The following is a 23,787-nucleotide window of genomic DNA, read 5'->3' as shown; positions in this document are numbered from 1 at the left end:
TATAAAAAAGGAAGATGTTGGGGAAGCAGATAGTCAATTGGATTAAAAAGATAAAGCCACCGTATAACGGTGGCTTTTAAAATTTCATTATTTCTTCTCTAACATTTTTTCTAGTAATGTAATTTTTTCTCTTTCACTTTTAAGTAGTGCCTCATAAAGTTCAACCACTTTTTCTACTGGATTAAAAGTATAGTGTCCGTAAACCGATGAATTGTCATGATGATTAAAAGTGCTCGAAATAAAGTTTATGGTAGTTTCTTCATTAAAACTTTTAATTGCTTCAGGAGTTACTTTTAAAGTTTTAGCAATCTTCTCAAGGATATCCCTATCCAAAGCTTCCTTCTGTTCCAATGCAGAAACAGCCTGCTGGCTCAATCCTAATTCCATGGCAAGTGCATCCTGCTTAATACCTAATATTTCACGGATGCGTTTTACATTTCTTCCTTCGTGTATGGTCTTTTCTGTCATAATGCTAAAGTAATTATTTCTGCCTGTTTATAAAACGGTTTTCTTCTTCCCATGAACCATGAACTATCAACCATGAACCAATCTCCGTAACATACTACTAATGCTTTGTAAAATACAAACAACCATGGTACAATACACCGTCAAAACACCTGTTCTTTGTTAGGTCATCCGGGAATTTGTAAGCAACCAATCTCTTTTGAAAAACCTTTCCTTACCCACCATTTATTTTTCAGAACGGCTCTTAACTCACGACTCACGTTTCACAACTTTCGGCCACCAGCTTTTCATTTACTATCACGACTCTATGCACAAACAATCTGTATGAAATAGCCCAGATGCAGCACATAGGATGTTTATGCAGGCACCAATGTAATTAACCACAGTAGTACCAAACTCGATCAGGGCGAATACCGAAAACCAGGCTGTACATTGGTTTTCGGGGTCCTTTTTGGTTACTTTTTGGACAAGCAAAAAGTAACAAGAAACAAAATTGTGTTTACACAATCCATTACTCATCACCTAAAATTTTAAGGAATGCTGATTACAAAAGACACCCCCAAACTATCTAGCAAAACTCCAAAACCCGAACTAAAATGGCAAACCGAACACTACAGTCGCCGACAGGAATTTCGCTTTCAAATACCATACGGTTTTCTCTTACTCTGCAAGCTATTAGACACTACACCCAACGACATGCTCCATTGGTTCATGGAAAATTGCAGCTACTGCAGTTTCGAAGCAGAAGGCAAAGAACAGGCGAGGGCACACCTGCAGGATTACATCATCGCCATGCACTACGGGCAGGAATATTACACACAGGAAAACATCCGCCAAATGATGAACGAACTAAATGCCATCAACATGCTCTGGCCCAAAAATGCAAAACCAAAATTCCAGACCGCCCATGCCAACTGGCGCAACAACTATTTCAACTTCTGGTACAAAAAATGGCACCGCCACCCACGCCGACGGAAATAAAAGGCAATAGGCAAAATCCAATAGGCAAAAAACAAAACACAAAAACAAAAACAAAAACAAAAACAAAAACTCAAAAACACCACCCTCAACAAACTGCAAAAATTTAATCAACCTGTTACACCTGAAGGGTTGATGTACTTACAACAGTAATTAAATACAGTAGTACCAATATTGATCAGGGCGTAATCCGAAAACCAGGCTGTACATTGGTTTTCGGGGTCCTTTTTGGTTACTTTTTGGACAAGCAAAAAGTGACAAGAAAACAAATTGTGCTTGCACAATTCTCTTTAAAAATATAACCTAAGGTATGCTGTTCAACGAACCCCACTTCATCAAACTCATCTTCACCCTTGCCGATACCCAAGCCTGGCTCGATGAACTATGCAACGAAACCTACAACAGCATACCGGTCCTGTGTAAACGAAAATTCCGTTCCAGCACATACTACCTGAGCGTAACAGCACTCGCACACATTTTAGAAAGGCATTACTACAAAATACCCCGCCATCCCGATGCAGGAAAATTCCACATCTCTTTAATTGAAATACTGCACTACATAAAAGAAGCCCAACCCATGCCCCTCACACCTGTTGCAGGCAAAGCAACATTCCAACGAACACTCCAAACCAACCAACACATAGGCTTCGATAGAAACGGCCTCCCTGCCACACACATCACCGTCATCACAAACGCCAGCGGCAACATCATCACCGCCTTCCCCGGCCAAACCGATAATGCTTGTGTAAATTCTTTAACTGCAAATAATCAGAGTCAGCAAAATGTCGGGTAGCTCAATCTGCCAGGCATTCACCACTCACCACTAGCGACTCACCACCATCGGCTAACGACCTTCCATTCACCCTTCGTATCAATTCGTGTAATTCGTGGCCCGTCCTGAGCGAAGTCGAAGGGCTGAGCGAACCTGTCCCGTACCATGCGGGAGTCGCAGGATCTTCTGTGTTCATTTGCGTCCATCTGTGGCCAACCCATCAGTGTAAATCAGTGTAATCTGTGAGCGAAATGCTCCGTGTCTCTAGGTAATCCAAAGCAAGCGTAGCGCCGCTTTCAAGCGTTGTTCTTCAAATATTCCTGAATCGCATATTGAAAAACCGACTTTCCCTTCTTCAGCTTTTTCGCATACTTCGCTTTCATCACAGGATCATTATTGATCGATTTTGCATAAGCAACCGCTTCAGCAAAATCGCTTCTTCGTTCTTTTTGCAATTCACTCGGTACAACCTTGCTCATATCAGGATAACGGGTTACTACCGTTTTCTTCCCGTATTGCTTAAATACAAGTTGTTTGCCGATTTGGCCTTTTAATGCCTTCGTAAGAATATTGTTGTTTGTGCGTGCCATAGGTACAGGTAGGTGTAAATAAGATAAACAAAAAGGCAGGCAAATCCAACCATCCTTCGCTCATCCTTCGCTTTTGAAGGCACATTACGCCCACTTTTAAGGCAGGTTCAGGCATGGATAATAGGCTGGCTACCTACCTTCCCACTATCTTCTTTTCCACCTTTGTGGCACCAAAATTGGCTTATTGATTGAAAGAATGAGTATGAAAATTATTGGAATTGTACTGATAGCCGCCGGTATCTTAATGCTGGTAATGAAGGGATTTAGTTTTACGCAGGAGAAAAAGGTAGTGGACATTGGTCCCATAGAGATCAATGCAAAAGAAAAGAAAACCGTGGCCTGGCCAACTTATGCAGGGGTGATTGCCATTGTTGCCGGTGTGGCACTGGTAGCTTTGGACAGAAAAAAAACGAACGGATAAGCCTGGCGTAAACATTGGCGAAAAAGCAAAAACAATTGTATGTACTTACTGCAGGCTTCTTCAGGTTTTAATTGGAAAGAGATCATGATCGGGGGCGAAGATTGGAATTTTTTGCCTGAAGTTATTTTACGCACCATCATCATGTTTATCATCATCGTGGTGAGCCTGCGTATTTTGGGGAAGCGGGGTGTAAAACAACTTTCGATCTTTGAACTGGTGGCAATTATCAGTTTAGGTTCTGCAGCTGGTGATCCAATGTTATATAAAGATGTAGGTATTTTGCCAGCGCTGCTGGTGTTTACAGTGATTGTGGCATTGTATAGTTTGATCACTTACTTTATTGGCACGAATAAGCATTTCGAAAAAATGGTGGAGGGCAAACCGGTTTATCTCATCAGAAACGGTTCTTTTTCCATAGAAAATTTTTCGAAGGAAGCGCTGGGAGAAGATGAATTTTTTGCTGAACTGCGTATGCAGGGTGTATCGCAATTAGGACAAATTGAAGAAGCCATTGTAGAAAGTTCAGGCAATATCAGCATCTTTTATTATCCGGATGAAGAAGTAAAATTTGGTTTACCCATCATGCCTGATTCATTGCACAGCGGTCAACATGAAATTAAAGAGGTTGATCATTATGCATGCTCATTTTGTGGCCATACGGAGAGATTGCAACCAGCCTCAACGGTTACTTGCCCTGAATGTAAAAAAACAAGATGGGTAAAGGCAAGTAATAAAAAACGTATCCGGTAAAAACAACTTTTGTTCAGTGAAGACAGGTGTCGATTTATTTGTTGATCTGCCATTCTTATCGGTTGACGGCAATGATTGTACGGCACCTCTTTTAAATTTCCTTTGCAATTCATGCATCAGTCATTAAGTAGAAAAGCAGTTATTGTTTCCACCAATACATCTCTACTTAAAAAAATAAAAGAAACATGAGAACCCGCCTCCAATTCTTTTATAGCCAGGTTGTTTAATTCCGTTTTCATTTGATTGATACTGTGCAATCTCCAGGGGTCGATGATTCTTTTCTCCATGTCTTCGTATACTGCAACTATATTACTGTCTGTTACAGGCGGAACAAAGAATTTCCTGGTAAAAATTGCCAACGCAGGTGATTGAATTTTTGAATAGTCACGATGGTAACTCATGGCTGATTCTAAGGTTCGTTTAAAAATACTGTCATCTGGTATGGTTGTAACACTACTGTCGGGATTGATCTTGATGGTTGCTTTTAAATTTGCTTCCAACGTTTCGTTCCATTCCATATCTGCAAACCAAAATTTGTGATACCAATTTCGATACGCATCTAAGCTGGACAAATCGGATTTGTCGGCAAGAAATGATTTTGGCAGTGTTTTTAAGATCTCTTTAAAAGAGTCATCAGATAAGTCGTAGCCTGCTTCAAAGTAAATCAGTTTGTTCACCCTTTCAGGATATCGGATGGCAAACTCAGTAATTTCATTGCCGCCCATTGACCATCCCAATAAACTGGCTTTGTTAATCTTTAAACTATCGAGAAGAAGTTTCAGATCCGCAACAAGTGCGGAGTTGCTGTAATCCGCATCATTTGTTTCTGATTTGCAATGGCCCCGTCTCGCATAAGCAATGATTCTGAAATTTGTTTTTAGTGATGAAGAAATATCTTCAAATAACAACGGGGAATCACCTAAGCCATGAATAAGAATAAGTGGTTGACCTGAGCCACCCCAATCGAGGTATTGCAGTTTAACGCCATTGCCTATAACGAAACCCTCCTGGTAAATTGAAGCTGTTTCCATTTGCTTTGATTTTTGCGATTGCCGGCAGGAAATAAGCAAGACAAACAAACCCGGTAGTAATACTTTTAACAGCATAGTACTTTCATTTTTTCTTATCTGTTATTGTCTTTACCATCTTCTTTTGTGCTGTTTATTTCGCTGCAGGTTGGGTTGGCTGTTCAACTATTTTCCAGTAAGAATTTTTCCGGGAGATCTTACCATCTCGTAATTCCCAAAGATCACAACCCCGTACATTCAATTTAATACCTGACGTTGTTGTTCCGGTAAGTGTCCATTCTGAAACTCCTTTCGTTCCATCTTCAGAGACCCAATGTTGATCGTCGCCATAGTGAACATCAGGAATACCTTTGAACCTGCCGGCTAATCCTTCACGCACTTGTGCTTTGCCAACAAAGCGTTGTCCCCATGGTTCAGGTCCTCTTGGAAAATCAAAAGAACAATCTTCAGAGAAGTACTCCATAATTGCATCGAGATCATGCCGGTTAAATGCATCGAGCACTTGCTTAAGTGTATCTGTTGTTACGTTCATTTCTGTAATTGAATTTTGTTTACTGTTACAACTATGGGTCATTAAAAACACAGCAACTAATATGATTAAACGTTGTTTCATCGTTCTTGTGTTGAAATATGTTTAAACTCTATTTGCAGAGTAGTATTGCTGTTTAATCAAGGAACATTCCACTGCCTATTCACCACTCACGACTCACCTTTTAATCCGCCAACCCTCAAATGGTTTTACCGTTGCACAATTTGGCCCGCCATCTTTCCCTGTTCCCGGAACTTTTGTTTCAAGTATCAATGCAGGGTTTGTAATCAATTTGTCGATCATGTCCCATGTAATGCCTGTTAATGGAACTTTTAATCTTCTCGACCAGATCGTATCAATTTGCCCGGCGCATTTTCCGATATCAATGTAAACGAATTTTGCACCTGTTGGCCCTTGAACAAATGGACCCGATAATTTTGGAAACGCATCTTTCCCTTTATCGCCTTTGATTTTTATCGGGAATGTAAATAACAAGTCGGTCGAAACCGACTTCTGCTTTTGCAGCGTTTCATAAATGTTGCCCGATCCTTTTTGTAAGCCAAACAATACAGCCGGTGTGGGCTTAACAAGAATAATTTGAAGATTTATTTCTGCTTCCATATGTTCAATCTTGGTTGAGAATAAGAAAATTACAGCTTTTTTTTACAGCTGTTTCTGCTATTGGACATCATGTAACAAATTTCCTGTAATCCTTTACTATAAAGGGTTTTCACAAATCATTCTGAAATTTAAGACCATTAAAGCGACTGTTTTATGAATTGCCGGGCTGTGAAAGCTCCTTTACTTTTGTATTGTCAATGACGCTAAAGGATTGAAAAGATCCAACAATACTTCAAACAACGATCATTCGACAATCTGCTTCATCCGTAGATTACCCGGTTATTTGCCTGCATAAAGAAAACGTAATAATTATTTAAACTTATAAACATAAGAACAATGAAAACAACAGTAAAAAACACAGTGATCGGATTATTTACCTTCGTAGCAATTATCGCAGTAAACTTTGCAAATGCAACAACAAGTGAAGAAGTAACACCGGCAGCAGAATTAAAATTGATTACACATATCGATGCGCAACCTGTTTTCCAGCTTTCATTAAACAATGCACAAAACGAAAAGTTTTTTGTAGTTGTAAAAGATGAATTTGGCACAGTTATTCACGAAGAAACGTTAAGCGGTGTTAATATTAAACGTAAGTATCAGTTAAACACTGAAGAGTTAGGAACAGTTGGTCTTACGTTCGAAATTATTGGCATGAGCACTAAAAAGCCTTTGGTATTTTCGGTACAAAACAGCTCACGCATAACTGAGGAAACTCTGATCGTAAAAAAATAATCAACAAGAGCAAATAAAAAAGAGTCGCCTTTCCTGGGCGACTCTTTTATTTTTTGTACTTGGCAGATCGGGAAATAAATCCTTGTGTTGACTTGTTCGGCATAGTAAATTACATGCAGTCTTTTAATTTAATATGCTGCTACGCCAATACTTGAATACATGTATTCCAGTAATTCCAAACCACAAAAAAATTGTGAATAGTAACAGACGCTGCCACAGCCCGGTATTTTTATATTCTTCAAGTGAATTTATCAGGAGAATGAGAAAAACAATTGAAAGGATTGCTGAGATGATCGAATAAAGCCACAATTTCTTCCAATAGGGTAGGCGCCTGAATGCAATACCCAACAGCAGGATCCCTATGATGGCACATAGAAAAACAGGACCGGAGATCTGATCATGAATATTATTCTCCAATGAACCATCTCTTGGGCATCCTTCATCACAGGAAAAAAAACCGACGATAGTCATTCCCAATCCAAATAACATTACTAAAACTGAACCCGCACGAGCAAGAACTTTTTTTGGAAGAAGCAACGTTAGCGACAAGCCAAATGAACTTATCAAGATTCCTGATGGAATGAAACCAAACCAATTCATCAGTGCGGCATCAGGCGTTCCTGTGGCTCCCAATTCACTGATAAAATGATGAATATGACTGTAGCCAGGACGAAGACCTGCACAGATCAAGGTTGTTACCGTGAACAGGATAGGACCAATTTACCCACCTATGGCGAGAAATTTCAAATTGGTTTTCTCCATCTGGAAGTTTTTAAAATGATAATCTAAGTTACAATTTTAAATTCCCTTTACAAGATGGAGCTATGGTAATAGTAACGGACTATATCCCTTTCTCCATCCTCACATCCATTATATATTCTTCAAATTCCCGCAATGAAAAACTGCTGAGGTTACGGCTGGCCGTTAGCCTTCCTTTTTGTGCAGCAAGTGTACCATACTTCACATCGTTATATCCACTCAGTTCATGTGCATCAGGATTAATGGAAAGTAAAGCCCCTTTACTTAATGCATAAGGTATCCATCGCCAGTCAATATCTAAGCGACGTGGATGTGCGTTTAGTTCTATCACTACACTATTGGCTACGCATGCATCAATAATTTTTTTATGATCGAGTGGGTAACCGGCACGACTCAATAGCAATCGTCCGGTCATGTGGCCGAGTATAGTGGTGTAAGGGTTTTCAATGGCATTCATCACACGCATCATCGCTTTCTCTTCGTTCATCTTTAAATTGCTGTGTACCGAAGCAATCACAAGATCGAATGTGGCAAGTGTATCATCATCATAATCTAATGAACCATCACCCAAAATATCAGCTTCAATGCTTTTAAAAATGCGGAAGCCGTTGAGTTTAGCATTCAGCTCATCAATATACTTGTGTTGTTCTTCTATACGTTCAATACTTAAACCATTTGCATAACCGGCGCTCTTGCTATGATCGCTGATCACCAGGTATTCAAATCCTTTCTCCTGTGCATGACGGGCCATGGTTTCAATGGTTTCGCCACCATCGCTCCAGTTACTATGACTATGAATAATGCCTTTGATGGACGAAGGTTGAATAAGATCAGGAATTGCCTCGGTTCCCCATTCTTCACGCAGACAGAAAGGAATAAAGGCAACACCTTTTTCTTCAAACAACAATTGCTCTTCTGCAACAGTTGCTACTGTTCCCCAGCCTTGCAGGAAATGTTCAGTAGCTGATGTTTGAAACAAAACGGTTCCAAAATTTTCAGCAGTTGCAAGATGAAACTGCAACACAATATTCTCCGGTCCTTTCACCGAAAGGAAAGAATCGGTTTGTTCCTTTACTTCAAAATTATTGTTTGTGAAAATCGGGGATAATATTGCAAGAGGAGTAGTGGTTACCCATTCAAGCTGATGAATAATTTCCATCTGTCGTCTGAACTCACCCGTTAGTTCAAAGCGATAGTCTTTAAAATGTTCCCGCAGGTTTTTATCAACTGCCATGGCGTATGCTTCAACATCAGCATACAAATGAATGTCTTTATGCTTCAGAAAAAACTCTATCGACTCTTTTACATTGGCCTGTGTTTTTTCACCAAAGCCTTTAAAAAGTAACAAACGGTTTTCTTCGCAGGCATACAACAACTCTCCAATACTTTCAATTTCCATTTCTTTCCAGATGGTGGAAATTTTCTTGGGTCCGATTCCTTTAATAGAAAGCATTTCAATAACACCTGGTGGCGTGCGTGCAACTATATCTGTGAGCGCTTTCAGCTCACCTGTTTGTAAAATCTCCAGTATTTTTTTCGATGTGCTTGCGCCAATGCCTTTGTAAGTAGAAATTTTTGCCGGATCAACATCGGCCAGTTGCACCGGCAGCTTTTCAATATTAAACGCAGCAGCTGCGTAGGTCTTTGCTTTAAAACTGTCTTCGCCATGAATATCCATGAGTTTGCTTAGCAGCGAAAACATATCGGCGATCTGGTAATTATCCGGCATGCAATAAACATAAAAATTATTGAGCTAATTTATATCAATAGCGATGATAATTTTTATCGTTTATCCTCTGTGGTCAAAAAAATAAAAATGAACACACGAAAAGTATGTTCTTTTTACAAAGAAAATACTTTTCAGAATGCATTGTTGAATTGGATTAAAAACGAAGCAAAGCAAAAGCTGTAAAAAAGAAAAACTTCCGTGTGGAAGTTTCTCAAGGGACATTGGCGGATGATTTCATCCGTTGTTTTTCATACGATACGGGATCATTAAGTTTTCGTTCAGGATTGGATTAAAATGGTTCTCTTATAGGGTAGTTGGCTCTTGCCAACAGACTAAAAATACCACTGTTGCAACAGAAAAAAGGATACCCTCAAACTTTGTTTTTAAGTTTAAGAGTATCCTTTTATTTCCTTCACAGGATTTCCTGTTTAGAAGGTATAACGGATGGCTAAACCACCCCAGTTACCGCTGAAACCTGCTCCGTAATCACCAAATTCAAAGGAGGGCTGCCAGTCGAGCGACATATTGATCGGTGCTCCCCTGAACTTGTAGTCAAGACCCAAAACACCATCAATACCTGCTACGGCTCCACCACGATAATCGCCATACTCTCTTCTCCAGTAGCGGCTATTCCAGAAACCAACGTGTGCACCGGGTCCAACATACCATTTTAAGCCGGGCGCTCCATTGATGTTACCATGAAACTCGTATAAACCAGTTATACGCATACCATTTCCCCAGAAATAGGCAATACCTTCCAGAGCTGCATTGCTTTTCACAAAATGTTTGAGTGTGATACCTGCACCGGGGTAAAATTTTACACCTAATGCTGTTTTGTAACTGCTTCCTTTTGCCTGAGCTGCGGCCCCTTGTGCAAATGCTGTTAACACAATGGCGGCCATAATAAGTCTCTTCATAAAAATGTGAGTTTTAGATGTACCACCCCCATTGAAAAAATGATGCCAAACTTTAACAGATCATGCTGAATGGCTTCCTTTCTGCCTGAATCTGTTACCTTTGCACGCTGAGAAAAGCAAACGAAATTTTGATCAGTAACACGTTACATGAAAAGTAAGACATTAAAGAAGGATAAGGTAAACATCATAACCCTTGGCTGCAGCAAGAATATGGTGGATAGTGAAGTGCTGAGCGGCCAGTTATTGGCCAATGAAATTGATGTGGTACACGAGAGCAGTAAAAAAGATCACAACATCGTGATAGTAAATACATGCGGCTTTATCGATAAGGCCAAGGAAGAAAGCATCAATACTATTTTAGACCAGGTGGAACTGAAACGTCGTGGTAAACTGGATAAAGTGATTGTAACAGGCTGCCTGAGCGAACGTTACAAAAATAACCTGGAAGCAGAAATTCCTGAAGTGGATGCGTTTTATGGAACCATGGAGCTGCCCATGATCTTAAAACAATTTGAAGCTGACTATAAAACGGAGCTGGTGGGAGAGCGTTTGTTGAGCACACCATCGCACTATGCTTATTTAAAGATCAGTGAAGGATGTAACCGTACCTGTGCGTTTTGTGCAATTCCATTAATGCGTGGTCAGCATGTGAGCAAGAGCATGGATGATTTGGTGAAAGAAGCTGAAGGACTGGTTAAGAAAGGTGTAAAAGAAATCATGCTCATTGCACAGGAACTGACATATTATGGTTTAGACCTCTACAAAAAACGCATGTTGGGTGATTTAATGCACCGTTTGGCAGATGTAAAAGGTTTAGAGTGGATCCGTTTGCATTATGCATACCCACATAAATTTCCATTAGATGTGTTGGATGTGATGCGTGAACGACATAATATCTGTAATTATCTCGATATGCCGTTGCAACATGCAAGTGATAATATGCTGAAAGCAATGCGCAGGCAAATTACCAGAACTGAAACGGAAGAATTGATTGCAGCAGTGAGAGAAAAAGTTCCGGGGCTTTGTTTACGTACAACCTTGATCGCTGGTTTTCCCGGCGAAACACTGGATGATATTGAAGAAACAAAACTCTTCCTGCAAAAACAACGATTCGACCGTGTGGGCATTTTCACTTACAGCCATGAAGAAGGTACCAGTGGTTTTGATTTGGTGGATGATGTACCTGCCGAAGAAAAAGAACGCCGTGCACAGGAGATTATGGGTGTGCAGCAGGAAATTTCATATGAACTCAACCAGGAGAAAATAGGAAAAACGTTTAAAACAATTGTTGATAAAAAAGAAGCAGGTCGTTATCTCGGCCGTACAGAATTTGATTCGGTGGAAGTAGATAACGAAGTGATCATTCAAACAGACAAACGATTAAAGGTCGGTGAGTTTGTAAATGTAAAAATTACCAAGGCGTTTGATTATGATCTGGAAGGGGAAGTTGTTGATTGAAGGCTATTGGCAATAGACAATAAGTAATAAAGCCGTTAGTAGTTAGTGGATAGTGGGAAGGCACCAAATAACGTTATAAAAGAATAATCCCGATCAATACGATCGGGATTATTTATGTAAAGAAGTACCTACCTTTTTTATTTTTTTTCTTCCTCTTTTGATTGCTGCGGACCTTTTTTATCACCCCATGCCTGCATTCTGCGTTTATTCATTTCATCCAATGTTTGATTGAAGAGTTGCAACTGATCAGGACGGCACAAGGCCCTTATCTGCATAAAATGATTGTGAAACGCCATCTCAAATTTCTTTTTATTTGCAGCAGCAACAGTAAAGACGGAATCAAGTTTTAAACTATCTGTCACGCCATCCTTCAGCATTTGAGTTTTTGCTTCCTGTATCTGTCTGTCTTCTTTGCGTAGTGAGTCGAGTTCCTGTTTGTGTTTATCTCTCAACTCTTTCAGTTTTTGTTGCTGAACAGTATCAAGATTCAATTTTTTGGTGATGTATTCAGAGTAAGGTCTGTTGCCACCCGGTTTTTTTCTGGGAGCAGGTTTGTTGCCCAGAAAAAAATAAAGGGTAATTGCATTCAGCACTAATAATAACACAACGAGGATTGTGAGAAATTTTGTCTTACTCATATCTTAACATCAGGGTAAAGAAGTATAATTATTTTCCAATTCGTATTCGTTGATCACGGTTTCAATGTCTACAGAATCCTGCTCATCATTGTTAAACGACATATTCCAACCCATTACATTCAGAAGCAACATAACAGTAAAAGCAATAGCTACAGTATATACCCATTTCACCTGCACTGCTTGACGGGCGGGGTTTTGTTGTAAACGGGCCAGTACACGGGTGTGTAAATAAGGATTGCCTTCTGCAGGTTGAATGCCCTGCAGGCTGCCCATTACTTCATCGATCCATTGTTCCTGATTTTTCTTCATTGCTGTACCATTTTGACGTTCATGATGTAAAAAACTTGCTATTCAGGTAAATTTTTATAGTAACCGGCCAGCAAACCCCTCAGGTTTTTGCGTGCCCTGAACAGTAATGACTCAATGGAAGATACGGAACTGCCGGTAATTTCGCTTATTTCGGCATAGCTCAATCCCCCCGTTTCGCTTAATAAAAATGCAATTCGCTGGGTTTCAGGCAACTGATCTATGGCCTTGTAAAGCATCGCTGCCTTTTCCCGGTTTTCGGTGACCACGCCAGGGTGCACAAAATCTCCTGCATCACTAATGGGTTCGCCGCTTTCATGAAACAGGCTGGTGAGGAAGGCAAATCGCTTTTTCCGCTTTTTGCTCCTGATATGATCAATACTTTTATTAACGGTAATGCGGTAAAGCCAGGTGCTCACCTGTGCTTCACCTTTAAATGTATGGGCCTTGTTCCAGGCTTCTATAAAAACATCTTGTGTAATTTCTTCGGCATCCTCAGCATTCTGCAACAGGTTCAATGCAGTATTGTACACCCGTGGCTGGTGTTGTGTAATAAAGTCTTTGAACGCCTGTTCGTTTTCTGAAAAGCTAAGCATGCAGGGTTAATGTGGCGGTCAAGATAAGAAGGAATGAGTGAATCATTAAAAAAATATGACTTGCGGATTGATATGCTTAGATATTTTTCAATGCTTCCTGCACATATTCTTTTTTTCTGCGGGCCACTTCCACTTCCGATCCGTCACTCATTTTTAACCATCCTTGCTTATCATAGCTTTCAATATGTGTGGGGTTGATGAGATGTGATTTATGAATGCGGAGAAAATGTTGCTCTTTCAATATCTCATCATATTCCTTTAATGTTTTGGCTGAAACAAATACTCGGTTCTGTGTGAGATGAACTTTGGTGTAATTGCTATCGGCTTGTAACCGTATGATCTCATCGAGTGTAACATATTTTACTTCTGATGCATCGGCCAATGCGAGTTTGAATTTTTCTTTTTTTCCTTGCGAAATATTCTGGATGAAGTTGCGGAACAACTGCTGACCAGCGGGCGCAAAAATTCGTTTGGCTTTAAAACGTTCTACTGCTTTTTTTAATTCTGTTTCATCAATGGGTTTTAATAAATAATCCAATGCACTGAAGCGAATGGCTTGTATGGCAAATTCGTTGAAAGCAGTTGTGAAGATCACTTCAAAATTCCAATGATCAATGGTGGTGAGCAGATCGAAGCCGCTTTGATGCGGCATTTGTATATCAAGAAAAACAATATCGGGTTGAAAGTTATGAATGAGCGGCAATGCATCTTTTACACTGCGTGCCGATTGTACAACAGAAATATCCGGGCAATACTGCTCAATAAGCCACTCCAGTAAGTCAATGCTCGATTGTTCATCATCAACGATCAATGCTTTTATCATGTTTCTTCCGGGTTATAATAAGGAATTGTAATAATTACTTTGGTGCCTGCCGCATGTTGCTGCGCATCAAACATATCTTTTATCTCCACATGCGCAGGCTTGCCGGTTTTCTGTTGCAACAGTTTCAACCGTTCTTCAATAATGCCAATGCCTTTGCTTTCATGTATTTTACTGCTGATCTTTTGTCGCTGTATGGCCGCCGCATTGCTGCGACCAACTCCATTATCTTCTATGGTACAGGTTAAATGATCATCACTATGGTTCACAAATTCGATCTTTAGTTTCTTTTCACCTTCTTTGTGCAACAGGCCATGCCAGATAGCATTCTCTACAAATGGTTGTACCATGAGAGACGGCACAAGTACTTCATCATTGCTCAGGTTCTCATCTACATTGATTTCGTAACTGAACGATTGATCAAAACGAAGCGATTCCAGCTCCACATACATCTGCAATATTTTCAGCTCTTCATCCAACGGAATAAAATTCTTTTCTGCATAGTTGAGTAATGAACGAAGGAAGTTGGAGAAGATGGTGAGATACTTGTATGCTTTTGTTGTTTGCTGAGATACAATCAAATGTTGAATGGAACTTAATGCATTGAACATAAAATGCGGGTTCATCTGTAACCGCAGGTTCATGAATTTCGATTCAGCCATTTTTACGTTCAACTCCATTACTTCCAGTTTTGTTTTCTTCATGGCGTCCATGGCCATAGCACGGGAAATTTTTGCGGAGCTGAGTGAAGCAATAGTTTGCAAAGCTTCCAGGTGTTGTTTGGTGAAAAAGTTTTTACGTGAATGTTCTGAATCGATCACAGCAATTACTTTTCCTTCGTGAATGATGGGCACTGTTATTTCGGAAAAACGTTGTTCATCATCAACAATGTATCGTTTGTCTTTTGATGTGTCGTGGATGATGTTGGCTCTTCCTGTTGCAGCTACATCACCCACAATCCCTTTTCCGAACGGAATGATGATGGGATTTTTGATCTCGTATGCTTTCGGGCTTTTGGGTCCGTACGCCGCTTTTTGCAGCAATACTTTTTCATCCTCATTAACTGTATAGATCACACAGTCTTCAAAATCTAATCGGGAGATACAGTTACGGGCAATATCCCACAGAATATCATCTACCGATGAATGTTCAAAACCTGAATGAGCGAAGTAATCGATCATCTGTTTTACTTCTTTTTCTTTTTTGCGTCGTTGCAGTAAATTATAAATGCCATAAAGCAATGCAAAGAATGCAACGATATAACTAAGCCTGAACCATGTTAGCTGCCACCATGGTTTACTGATGTTGAGTTGAACAGGATGTGCAGCTTCGTACCAATTGATACCGTCTCTCGACGCTTTTACATGGAATAAATAATTACCGGGTGGGAGTTTGCTGTACACAGCTTGTCCGTAAGCGATTGGCTTTTTCCAATCAGTATCATAGCCATCAAGCTTATACAGGAACTGAATTTTCTTTGATCCTGTTAATTCACCTGATGAAAAATAGAAATGAAAAGCGGATGTGTTATAGGGAAATCGAACGGTGTCGCTGGTTGTAAAACGATAACTGCTATCTGTTGTGTAGAGTGTATTGATGGAAGGCTGCAGTTGCACAGAGATGGTATTCAGTTGCTGCGGATAAAAAGAGTTGAGTCCTTTATCACTTCCCCAAAACATTTCACCATCTGCTGCTTTAAAACAGCTACGCATTCGAAAACCAGCATGACTAAATCCTAATCCTTCTTCATACACCGCATAATTATTGGTAGCCGGATCAAAGCGGATCAAACAATTGAGATTACCGATCCACAGAAAACCATGTTCATCTTTTAAAATGCCTTCGCATTTATCATTGCGTAAACCTTTGCTACGGTTGTAAACTGTTGTTGTTTCGTTTGGTGCAAGTACTGTTAAACCTGCAATGGTTCCAATATAAATATTGCCTTTGTTATCTTCATTGAAGGAGAAAACACGGTTGTGTGATAGCCCTTCTTTGTCACTATAATGTTTCAATGTTTGTTTTTGTTCATTATAGCACCATGCACCACGGTTGGTACCGATCCATAGCTGTTGTTTGCTGTCTATCCATACCGTATTTGTATAGATACCATTTAATTGATTTAATAAACGATGTGTTGTGAAATTTGTAACCTGTAAACTATTTGTATTGATCCTACAAATACCCCGCATGGTTGCCACCCACAAATTTGATGTGGCATCAACACAAAACCCATTCGTCCAGGCAGAGGGGAGTGAATCTGTAATTCCTTTCATTCTGCCAAAGTGTGCAATTGTTTTTTGGTTTTTGTCAAGCACTAGTATACCATAGCGAGTCGTTCCAACCCATAAACGATCCTGTTCATCGGTATACAATGCCCGTACCGTCTCTTCATTGTTAAGATTTCTTCCATCAGGCAAATAATAGTTAATGAAAGTTGTTTTATTGGTTATTCCGTTCAAACGGATCAAACGATCCTGTGCGCCCAGCCATACCAATCCATCTTTTGCAGTAATGGTTTGAATATATCCATCAAATATATTGCCCTGCTCATCTTTAAAATAGGGACGATAAGCAATTTGTGGTTGTTTCAGGTTCAGGTAATGCAGTCCGGACGTGCGAGTTGTAACAAAAAGATAGCCGCTGCTGTCGTAATGCAAAGCACTTGTATTGTCGCCACCTATACTGCGTTCGTTCAATGGATCATGCTTTAGCAACTGCAAACTTTCTTTTTCAAGATCGATCAAATACATGCCGGAAAAACGTGTGCTGATTGCAAACTGCTGTTCATTGATGCGTGTAATATTTCGAAGGTTTTTTACCAATGTGTTTCCGTTTTGATCTTTCAGGTTTGTATAGCTGTGTGTTACAGTTTGTGTTTTTATATTGATACGGAAAAATCCACTTCCGGAAAGGGTATAGGTAAGTATCTCGTTATTGTTGATACGTGCAGCACCCATTAACAAAGAGGGCAGTTTAATGTCCATTAATTTTTGCTGCGTTGCATAATCAATCAGTAGTAAACGCCCCCTTCCATACACCATGAATTTATCTTCATCAAACGGTTCAACAAATCGTATAGTTTTTGGCAATAAGGAATCAATGGTTGTATTCCATTTTTCAAAACGATTGTTTGACGTATTGAAAACATAATGCCCGGTCGTTTTTCGAACAATAAGCCCCTTTTCTTTTGTTAGTAAGTAATTTACAGGAAATGTATTTTCTGTTGAATCACCTATAGCGAACGAATGAAAATTACGCTTTGCATCGAGCATTGTTACAAAATTCGTTGCTGTTCGCAACCAGATGCGGTTTTCATTGTCACAGATCACCTGCAGTATATCATTGCCTGCCAGTTTTGGATGATCATATTTATAATAAGTGCTGATGCTGTTGCCATCAAAACTATTAAGCCCTTCGGATGTACCGATCCAGAGAATTCCATTCCGGTCACGCTTTACATCATTCACACTGTTATCGCTTAATCCTTCTGCTGTGCTGAGGTGATAAAATGCCGGGCCTTGTGCAGCTACTTTTACAGTAAATGCAATGAAAAGGAGAACTGCAATATGGATTGCTCTGATCAAATGAATACAACAATTTGTTTCAAGGGTTAAAAATTACTCTTTTTCTTTCAAAGCGTTGTAACCAAACTCCGCATTTAGGCGGAGTTTGATCAGCAACGAAAAACAATTAAGGTGTAAACAAGGTCAGCAACATAACTTCTTATTTATTACCAGGCATTGTCATAAGCTTGCGCCAGTTTTGAAGGGCTGGCAACATGTTGTACGTTATCACTCACATTACTGTTTGAATTAATGCTTACATATACACTGTTTGGGAAACTCATAATGATACATTCGCCACCTGGGCCGCTGCCAGGGCCAGCACCATTTTTCCAATAGTATCTTCCTTTATCACCGGCAATACCGTTCACTCCATCAAAACCACAACCGGCTATTTTCATTAATTGTTTTGTTTGTTCTGGCACCAGTTGGTTATTTTCAAAAGCGATCATTACCTGAGCAATTTCATAAGTACTCATCACCAGGCCTCTTGAACCGGCAATCAATACATCATCACTGTTTGTTACCGGCGACAGATTGCTGTTCCAACGGTAGTACATAGTGTAAGGATAATTATTCAACCCCAGGTGGTTCCAGTTTTTAAAATCAATTTTTTCCCAATGCGCAATGTTTGATGGTTGCAAAACAAGATCACGCATGATCTCTCTAAACTCCAATGCTGTTGCAGATTCCAATGTATTATTCATTTCAGCCGCTGCAAAATAGCCTTTGCCATATTTCATATAAGGAAGCAGGATACGACACAATGCAAAGTTGGCATTGTTGTAAGTGCGTGTTGTATCGCCTTGTGGCATATTCATCATTTGTTTTAATGATGCATAGTCACGATCGTTTTTTGCAAAGCCGCTGTTGTGTGATAATAACCTGCGGAAGCTGATCTGCATTAACGAGGGATGTATGGTCCACGAATTGGGCAGATAATTATGGATATATGCATCGGGAGAAATGCCTTTAATCTGTAGCATTTTAAAAACTGCAATGGCCGTCATGAATTTTGTAACACTGAATATTTCCTGTCTTGTTTCAATGCTGTATGGTACATCTCCATCCGATCTGGTGGCTTTACCTGCTGCACCATACCGCATGATCTTATCGCCGATAGCAATGGTATAAGAATAACCTACTGCCTGTGGACCATACGTAGTTTTGATATTCTGTTCAAATTTATCGAGATCAAATTTTGGTTGATTACTGTTAATGCCCTGTTCTTTTTTTTGGCAGGCAATTACCAGTAAAATAAAACTGGCAAGAAAAAGTGTTTGTTTCATGTCTTTGATTTTTGGTTTAATTTTTTGGTACTGCTAAAGTAGATGGCCAAAAATCAATAGCTGGTATACCGGTTAGTTTGCGGCAGTTGCGTTTGAGTCAGCGGTTAATGGAATAAAAAATCCCCGTTTGCGCAAGCAAGCGGGGAGCGATGATAAGGTTAGCTGTCTTTTTTAAACTATTACAGCTTACTACAGCAAGCAGCTGTTTGAAAAGTTCCCCTTTGAAGAATCAAAAGGGAAGTATAATCAACATGAGAAAAAGGTTTTATTAGATAACTTCTTTCGTTTTTGTTTTTTCTTTTTTCTTTTCTTTCAGATCTTCTGCGGTTGCTTCACCAATGATGATGCGGCCAAAGCTTGATTTCACTTCTATTTTTGAAGAACCGGAACCTGATTTTCCTTCATAATTACGATTTGAATCAGGACCATATTTATCAGGTGAATCAGTACGTTTAATATTTGCATTGCTGCGGTCTGTTACTGAACCAAAACTTGTTTTGATGTTGTAAGTAGCAGAAAAATTTGAAGCAGGACGTAGGTTGACGGTACTGTAAGATTCGTTCAATGTAAGCGAAGTAAGATCATTATCTATGTTAATGCGGCTACTGCTGCAAAACTCCATATTGATCTTGTTACTGCCTGTAAGATTTTCAATTGTTACAGTTGAAAATTTAAATGTAGAAGTTGAGTTGTTTACATTTTTCAAAGTTGCTTTACCAAACTCAACCACCAGTTTTTCTGTTTTAGGCAGGTTGCCTGCAGTTAATGAACCAAACTTACTGCTGAGTGAAACACTGCCGTTGTAGTCGGGTAATTTGATAGCCCCAAAAGAGTTTTCAATTTTCAATGTATTGTTTGAAGGTATCTGCACAGTATAATTGATACTCATACTGCTTTTACAATTCTTACAATTGTAATTATTATTGTTACTCTTGTTTTTACTCGTGGTGGTTTTGAATTTTATTTCATTGCCATCTTTGCTTTCAGTAACATCGATATTCTCGAACATTTTTTCAGCTAGTTCTTTTTCGGTTGAACTTGCTTCAATGTGAATGTCTACTTTGATTTCATTACGGTCCCAGGTAGTAACAGTTACGTTGCCGAAACTGTTATCGATATTCAGGGTGTTACCGGAAGCTGAGTAGGTTTTAGAAATAGTACGTTCCTTAAAATGCTCGTACCGTTTTTTCTCCGTCTTTTCTTCTTTTTGCTGAGCTGTTGCCTGCACTGTAATAAACAGCAGGGCCATACCAAGAATGGTTTTGAATGATAAGTTCATGTTCATACTTTTTTAATGATGTAAAGTGAATCAGTTGAATGGTGTTAACCATTCGGTAATCCATTGTTTTGTTTTGTTTGTTTCTTGATGTCGTTGGTGATCATCAGCTGGCGATACAACAGTTCTGCCTGCAGTTGCAGATTCTGTAGCATTGCTTTCATGATCACATCTTTATTGGGCGTATGAGCTGCTTGTTTTTGCAGCATGTTATAAGTACTGTCGAGTAATTGCAGATCATCTAAAAACTGTTTGTACAATTCAGGATTATCAGCTGTTGCTTCTTTCAATTCTTCCTGGCGTGTTTCAATAGCATTAAAAACCTGCTTCGCTTCAGCCACATACTCCGGAGCAATGCCATTTAACTCTGAAGCATTTGTCTTTGTTTCAGTTCGAACCGTTAATTCATTCTTCTGCTGACGGATGTAAAGAAAGTAAACCGAGGTTAACACAATGCATACTACAGCGGCCGCTGCGGAGAACTTATAAATGTCTTTCAGCGAAAAAACCTTTGCTTCTTTTTTGATAGGAAGTGTTTTTTCGATCTTGCTCCATACATCGGCACCCGGGTGCTCGGTATCAAATTCACTTCGATTTCTGTTCACAAATTTTTCCAGGTTACTGCTCATATACTTCTTGTTTTAACAGCTGTAATAATTTTTGTTTTGCCCGCATGTATTGTGTGCGAACAGTTGAATGTGCCACCTTCATCATCTCCGCTACTTCTTCCTGTTCGAAACCTTCAATCAAATGAAGCGTTAATACAGTGCGGTAACCATCTGGTAATTTTTGCATGGCTTGTTTAATACTGTCAACCGTGTACCACACTTCATCTTCTTCCAGCACCGTTTCATCTGCAATATTTTCTGCATCAGTTTCCAACCCATTCACATGCAGTTTTTGTTTTTTGAGATGTGCAATGCTTTTATACACCACGATCTGTCGTAACCATGCACCGAATGTTGATCTGCCTTCAAACGAACGGAGTTGCTGAAATGCATCGGTGAATGCTTCCTGCAGAATATCTTCTGCATCGTCCGTTCTGTTTAAGATCCGCAGCGCTGTATTGTACATGGCCTTTGAGTAACGGTCATACAGGGCCCTGTATGCCGAAGCTTCTCCGTTGAGGCATTGCTGCACCAATAAGTCTGCTGATGGGATGATTGTTGACAGGTTCAATGGTTTTTATAATAGAAAGTATAAAGGTCATTGATTTTGTTGCACGGCCGGGACAGGAATTTATTGGCGAAGAGATGAAAGGAGGAAAAGAAGGATGAGTGGAAGCGATAGCGTATCAAAAAAACTCACGCCACCAGCATCACCTGCTGATCTTCCTTTGCATGCTTCATCACAAACCACAGCGTAACCATTGTAGAAAGTAAAAAGTAAGCGGCAATGACATATTTAATAACAGGACTAAGTGAGGCTGCACCAAACCAATCTCCGGTTTGTACAATAATTGCGATGCCTAAGCTGTTCTTGATTACTTCCCAAATAATTGCATATTTATTACGATCCATCAGATCAGTATAAGCATATACGCCCAGGAAGATGAACAGGCCGTAGATATAAATATAATAAGCGTTCAATGCGTTGATGGAGGCAATATTGCCAAAGAGATAACTGATAAACAATAATGTCATAGTTATCTGCACCCAACTCCACACATGTAATGAAGGTGAAGCTTTGGTATCATACTTCTGCATGTTATAAACGTCGTTGATCTTATGCACAGGATATTTCTCCGCAACATCTGCAGGCCGCCAACCGGTTGGCATCATCCAGATGCGGAATTTATCGTTCCAGCTTTTTGTGAGCCATGCATCTTTGATCAATAAACCGAGGTGCATGAAATTTATTTTGATGGGGTTCCATGTTTGCACCGGTCTTGTAATACCGTAAACAGGCTTTTTATCAGGCAGTTCTTCCTGGAAAGTACCAAACCATTTATCCCAGAAAATAAAGATCTGTCCATAGTTCTTATCTAAATATTCGGGATTGATGGCATGATGAACACGATGGTGTGAAGGAGTAACAATGATCTTCTCCAAAAATCCCATCTTATTGATATGTTGTGTATGATACCAGAACTGTGCGAACAAATGAAGAGGAGCAACAACAGCGATCACCATTGTTGGTACACCCAGCAACGCTGCCGGTAATAAAAAGATAGTGAAGAGACGGAATACAACAGAAATGCTTTGTCGTAATGCACAGGCCAGATTAAAATCTTCACTGCTGTGATGAATGATATGAGCGTTCCAGAAAAAATTATATTCATGATCGAGGCGATGCACCCAATAGCCCGCAAAATCGAGCGCCATAAATGCGATGATGTAAGTGAGGATTGTATTCTCAATATGCACAATGGCTAATTTATCAGCCAGCCAACCATAACCGATAATGGCAATACTTAAACCCAATACATCTTTTGTAACATTTGTAATGCCGCTGCTGAGACTGGAGATCATATCAAGGTTGCGGACAGTTTGTTTTCCTTTCCAAACACCATAATAGGCTTCAGCAATTACCAGCAATAAAAAAGCCGGCATGGCAATGAGTAAAATTTTACCGTAGGTTTCCATGTGCAAACAATCGTATTCAAATATAAGAAAAGCCCGTCAGTTTACCTGCTCCCGGTAATCGGCTAAATAACGGGAAGGCGAAACGCCGGTTACCTGCTTAAACACCCGGTTAAAACTTACCGCACTGCTGAAGCCACATTCATATGCAACTGAAGAAATAGCAACTTCTGCATTGATCGTCATTTTTTTGCAGGCTTCGTTAATGCGTATTTCGTTCAGGAAACTGATATAGGTTTTGCGGGTGTGTTTTTTAAAGTAGCGACAAAATGCCTGCACCGTTAAGTGTGCCACGGCAGCGATCTGTTCAAGACTTATGTGCTCGGTATAATGTTCCATGGTATAACGATACACATCATTCATACGCAAACCTTCAGTATCAGAAATGCTGTAAATAGTTGATGCCGATGAAAGAACCCGATTTCCTTTGCTGTTGCTGAGTGTTTGCAACAGCTGAATAAAATACGAAAGTCGGTAAGCTTGTTTTGCCTGTTGCACATGCTGCATTTCAACAGAAATCTTTTTGCTTGTTGCAGCAGAAATTTTTAACCCGGAGTTTGTCTGTTCAATGAATCGACGGATCGGTTTTGTTTCCGGTAATGCAAGTACTGTTTCATAAAATTGTGCAGGATTAAAGAAAAGTGACAGTGCTTCTACTTTTTTCTTCTTGCGTTTATCAAAGTAAACAGGATCGCTTTTAAAAAGATGTGGCTGATTGGCACCGAGTATATAAATATCACCGGGTAAGAATGGCTGCATGTAATTACCGGCGATCAATGTGCCTGTTCCTTCTTTTATCCAGGTGATCTGAATTTCCTGGTGCCTATGAAGGTGTACATAAAACTGCGGCAACACTTCGTGCTGCACCACAATGGAACTGTCACCTGCCACAGGTATGGTAAACTGTACAATCTTCATTTTTAGCAAATATTAGCCTTTATTGTAAAAATACAGGTATATAG

The 23,787-nt window shown here is 39.8% G+C and carries 26 protein-coding genes; 6 read left to right on the top strand and 20 right to left on the bottom strand.

What is annotated here, in order from left to right; all coding sequences use genetic code 11:
- Positions 1-87: 87 nt before the first annotated feature.
- On the bottom strand, positions 88-468 hold the full coding sequence (locus tag WG954_RS00735) for a helix-turn-helix domain-containing protein (protein WP_340432626.1): 381 nt from the start codon (positions 466-468) through the stop codon (positions 88-90).
- A gap of 534 nt (positions 469-1,002) precedes the next feature.
- Between WG954_RS00735 and WG954_RS00730 the strand changes: the two genes are divergently transcribed.
- Together WG954_RS00730 and WG954_RS00725 are read left to right on the top strand one after the other, a co-directional pair.
- A complete protein-coding gene (locus tag WG954_RS00730; RefSeq protein WP_340432623.1) occupies positions 1,003-1,446 on the top strand; it encodes a hypothetical protein in 444 nt (147 codons plus the stop codon).
- A 307-nt stretch (positions 1,447-1,753) separates the two neighbouring features.
- Positions 1,754-2,236, top strand: a complete 483-nt coding sequence (locus WG954_RS00725; RefSeq protein ID WP_340432622.1) for a hypothetical protein — start codon at positions 1,754-1,756, stop codon at positions 2,234-2,236.
- A gap of 1 nt (position 2,237) precedes the next feature.
- Here WG954_RS00725 and WG954_RS00720 read toward each other — a convergent pair whose 3' ends face one another.
- Together WG954_RS00720 and WG954_RS00715 are read right to left on the bottom strand one after the other, a co-directional pair.
- Positions 2,238-2,411 (bottom strand): hypothetical protein, encoded by a 174-nt coding sequence (locus WG954_RS00720; RefSeq protein ID WP_340432620.1) that lies wholly within the window; start codon positions 2,409-2,411, stop codon positions 2,238-2,240.
- Between the two features lie 100 nt (positions 2,412-2,511).
- Complete coding sequence (locus WG954_RS00715) at positions 2,512-2,805, bottom strand: hypothetical protein (RefSeq protein ID WP_340432619.1); 294 nt, start codon at positions 2,803-2,805, stop codon at positions 2,512-2,514.
- Positions 2,806-3,007: 202 nt separating this feature from the next.
- Here WG954_RS00715 and WG954_RS00710 point away from each other — a divergent pair, with 202 nt between their 5' ends.
- Together WG954_RS00710 and WG954_RS00705 are read left to right on the top strand one after the other, a co-directional pair.
- The gene (locus WG954_RS00710) at positions 3,008-3,226 is read left to right on the top strand and encodes a hypothetical protein (RefSeq protein WP_340432618.1); all 219 of its coding nucleotides are present in this window, start codon (positions 3,008-3,010) and stop codon (positions 3,224-3,226) included.
- Positions 3,227-3,265: 39 nt separating this feature from the next.
- The gene (locus WG954_RS00705) at positions 3,266-3,976 is read left to right on the top strand and encodes a YetF domain-containing protein (protein WP_340432616.1); all 711 of its coding nucleotides are present in this window, start codon (positions 3,266-3,268) and stop codon (positions 3,974-3,976) included.
- Positions 3,977-4,092: 116 nt separating this feature from the next.
- On the opposite strand, the gene WG954_RS00700 is transcribed toward WG954_RS00705, so the two are convergent.
- The 3 genes from WG954_RS00700 to WG954_RS00690 form a co-directional block, all read right to left on the bottom strand.
- Positions 4,093-5,082, bottom strand: coding sequence for an alpha/beta fold hydrolase (locus WG954_RS00700; RefSeq protein WP_340432614.1), 990 nt, complete (start codon positions 5,080-5,082; stop codon positions 4,093-4,095).
- Between the two features lie 55 nt (positions 5,083-5,137).
- Positions 5,138-5,617 (bottom strand): nuclear transport factor 2 family protein, encoded by a 480-nt coding sequence (locus tag WG954_RS00695; protein ID WP_340432612.1) that lies wholly within the window; start codon positions 5,615-5,617, stop codon positions 5,138-5,140.
- A 93-nt stretch (positions 5,618-5,710) separates the two neighbouring features.
- Positions 5,711-6,154 carry a DUF5990 family protein gene (locus tag WG954_RS00690; RefSeq protein ID WP_340432611.1) on the bottom strand — a complete coding sequence of 148 codons (444 nt, stop codon included), beginning with the start codon at positions 6,152-6,154 and terminating at the stop codon, positions 5,711-5,713.
- Between the two features lie 336 nt (positions 6,155-6,490).
- On the opposite strand from WG954_RS00690, the gene WG954_RS00685 reads away from it, so the two are divergent.
- Positions 6,491-6,889 carry a hypothetical protein gene (locus WG954_RS00685; protein WP_340432609.1) on the top strand — a complete coding sequence of 133 codons (399 nt, stop codon included), beginning with the start codon at positions 6,491-6,493 and terminating at the stop codon, positions 6,887-6,889.
- Between the two features lie 123 nt (positions 6,890-7,012).
- Here the strand turns inward: WG954_RS00685 and WG954_RS00680 are convergent, their stop codons facing one another.
- The 3 genes from WG954_RS00680 to WG954_RS00670 all read right to left on the bottom strand — a co-directional run bounded on the left by WG954_RS00680 (position 7,013) and on the right by WG954_RS00670 (position 10,294).
- Positions 7,013-7,597 carry a DUF998 domain-containing protein gene (locus WG954_RS00680; protein WP_340438899.1) on the bottom strand — a complete coding sequence of 195 codons (585 nt, stop codon included), beginning with the start codon at positions 7,595-7,597 and terminating at the stop codon, positions 7,013-7,015.
- Positions 7,598-7,730: 133 nt separating this feature from the next.
- Positions 7,731-9,377 carry a DNA polymerase/3'-5' exonuclease PolX gene (locus WG954_RS00675; RefSeq protein ID WP_340432606.1) on the bottom strand — a complete coding sequence of 549 codons (1,647 nt, stop codon included), beginning with the start codon at positions 9,375-9,377 and terminating at the stop codon, positions 7,731-7,733.
- Between the two features lie 428 nt (positions 9,378-9,805).
- Positions 9,806-10,294 (bottom strand): hypothetical protein, encoded by a 489-nt coding sequence (locus tag WG954_RS00670; RefSeq protein ID WP_340432603.1) that lies wholly within the window; start codon positions 10,292-10,294, stop codon positions 9,806-9,808.
- Between the two features lie 147 nt (positions 10,295-10,441).
- Here WG954_RS00670 and rimO point away from each other — a divergent pair, with 147 nt between their 5' ends.
- Complete coding sequence (gene rimO / locus WG954_RS00665) at positions 10,442-11,752, top strand: 30S ribosomal protein S12 methylthiotransferase RimO (protein ID WP_340432601.1); 1,311 nt, start codon at positions 10,442-10,444, stop codon at positions 11,750-11,752.
- Positions 11,753-11,889: 137 nt separating this feature from the next.
- Here rimO and WG954_RS00660 read toward each other — a convergent pair whose 3' ends face one another.
- The 11 genes from WG954_RS00660 to WG954_RS00610 form a co-directional block, all read right to left on the bottom strand.
- Complete coding sequence (locus tag WG954_RS00660) at positions 11,890-12,390, bottom strand: Spy/CpxP family protein refolding chaperone (protein ID WP_340432598.1); 501 nt, start codon at positions 12,388-12,390, stop codon at positions 11,890-11,892.
- 9 nt (positions 12,391-12,399) lie between these two features.
- Positions 12,400-12,699 carry a hypothetical protein gene (locus WG954_RS00655; RefSeq protein ID WP_340432597.1) on the bottom strand — a complete coding sequence of 100 codons (300 nt, stop codon included), beginning with the start codon at positions 12,697-12,699 and terminating at the stop codon, positions 12,400-12,402.
- Between the two features lie 38 nt (positions 12,700-12,737).
- Complete coding sequence (locus WG954_RS00650; protein ID WP_340432596.1) at positions 12,738-13,292, bottom strand: RNA polymerase sigma factor; 555 nt, start codon at positions 13,290-13,292, stop codon at positions 12,738-12,740.
- 76 nt (positions 13,293-13,368) lie between these two features.
- On the bottom strand, positions 13,369-14,115 hold the full coding sequence (locus WG954_RS00645; protein ID WP_340432594.1) for a LytR/AlgR family response regulator transcription factor: 747 nt from the start codon (positions 14,113-14,115) through the stop codon (positions 13,369-13,371).
- Positions 14,112-17,699 (bottom strand): sensor histidine kinase, encoded by a 3,588-nt coding sequence (locus WG954_RS00640; protein WP_340432592.1) that lies wholly within the window; start codon positions 17,697-17,699, stop codon positions 14,112-14,114. Before WG954_RS00640 ends, WG954_RS00645 begins: the two co-directional genes overlap by 4 nt.
- Positions 17,700-17,845: 146 nt before the next feature.
- Positions 17,846-18,967: a serine hydrolase domain-containing protein gene (locus tag WG954_RS00635; RefSeq protein WP_340432591.1), complete on the bottom strand. Its 1,122-nt coding sequence runs from the start codon at positions 18,965-18,967 to the stop codon at positions 17,846-17,848.
- 268 nt (positions 18,968-19,235) lie between these two features.
- Positions 19,236-20,246, bottom strand: a complete 1,011-nt coding sequence (locus tag WG954_RS00630) for a DUF4097 family beta strand repeat-containing protein (protein WP_340432589.1) — start codon at positions 20,244-20,246, stop codon at positions 19,236-19,238.
- Positions 20,247-20,290: 44 nt separating this feature from the next.
- Entirely contained in the window at positions 20,291-20,872 is a 582-nt protein-coding gene (locus WG954_RS00625; protein ID WP_340432588.1) for a hypothetical protein, read from the bottom strand.
- Entirely contained in the window at positions 20,862-21,422 is a 561-nt protein-coding gene (locus WG954_RS00620; RefSeq protein ID WP_340432586.1) for an RNA polymerase sigma factor, read from the bottom strand. Before WG954_RS00620 ends, WG954_RS00625 begins: the two co-directional genes overlap by 11 nt.
- A 125-nt stretch (positions 21,423-21,547) precedes the next feature.
- On the bottom strand, positions 21,548-22,828 hold the full coding sequence (locus tag WG954_RS00615) for a sterol desaturase family protein (RefSeq protein WP_340432584.1): 1,281 nt from the start codon (positions 22,826-22,828) through the stop codon (positions 21,548-21,550).
- 36 nt (positions 22,829-22,864) lie between these two features.
- Positions 22,865-23,743, bottom strand: a complete 879-nt coding sequence (locus tag WG954_RS00610; protein ID WP_340432583.1) for an AraC family transcriptional regulator — start codon at positions 23,741-23,743, stop codon at positions 22,865-22,867.
- Between the last annotated feature and the right edge of the window lie 44 nt (positions 23,744-23,787).

This window comes from Lacibacter sp. H375, assembly GCF_037892425.1.
Classification (GTDB): Bacteria; Bacteroidota; Bacteroidia; order Chitinophagales; family Chitinophagaceae; genus Lacibacter.
This window is presented reverse-complemented; position numbering and strand designations above follow the sequence as displayed.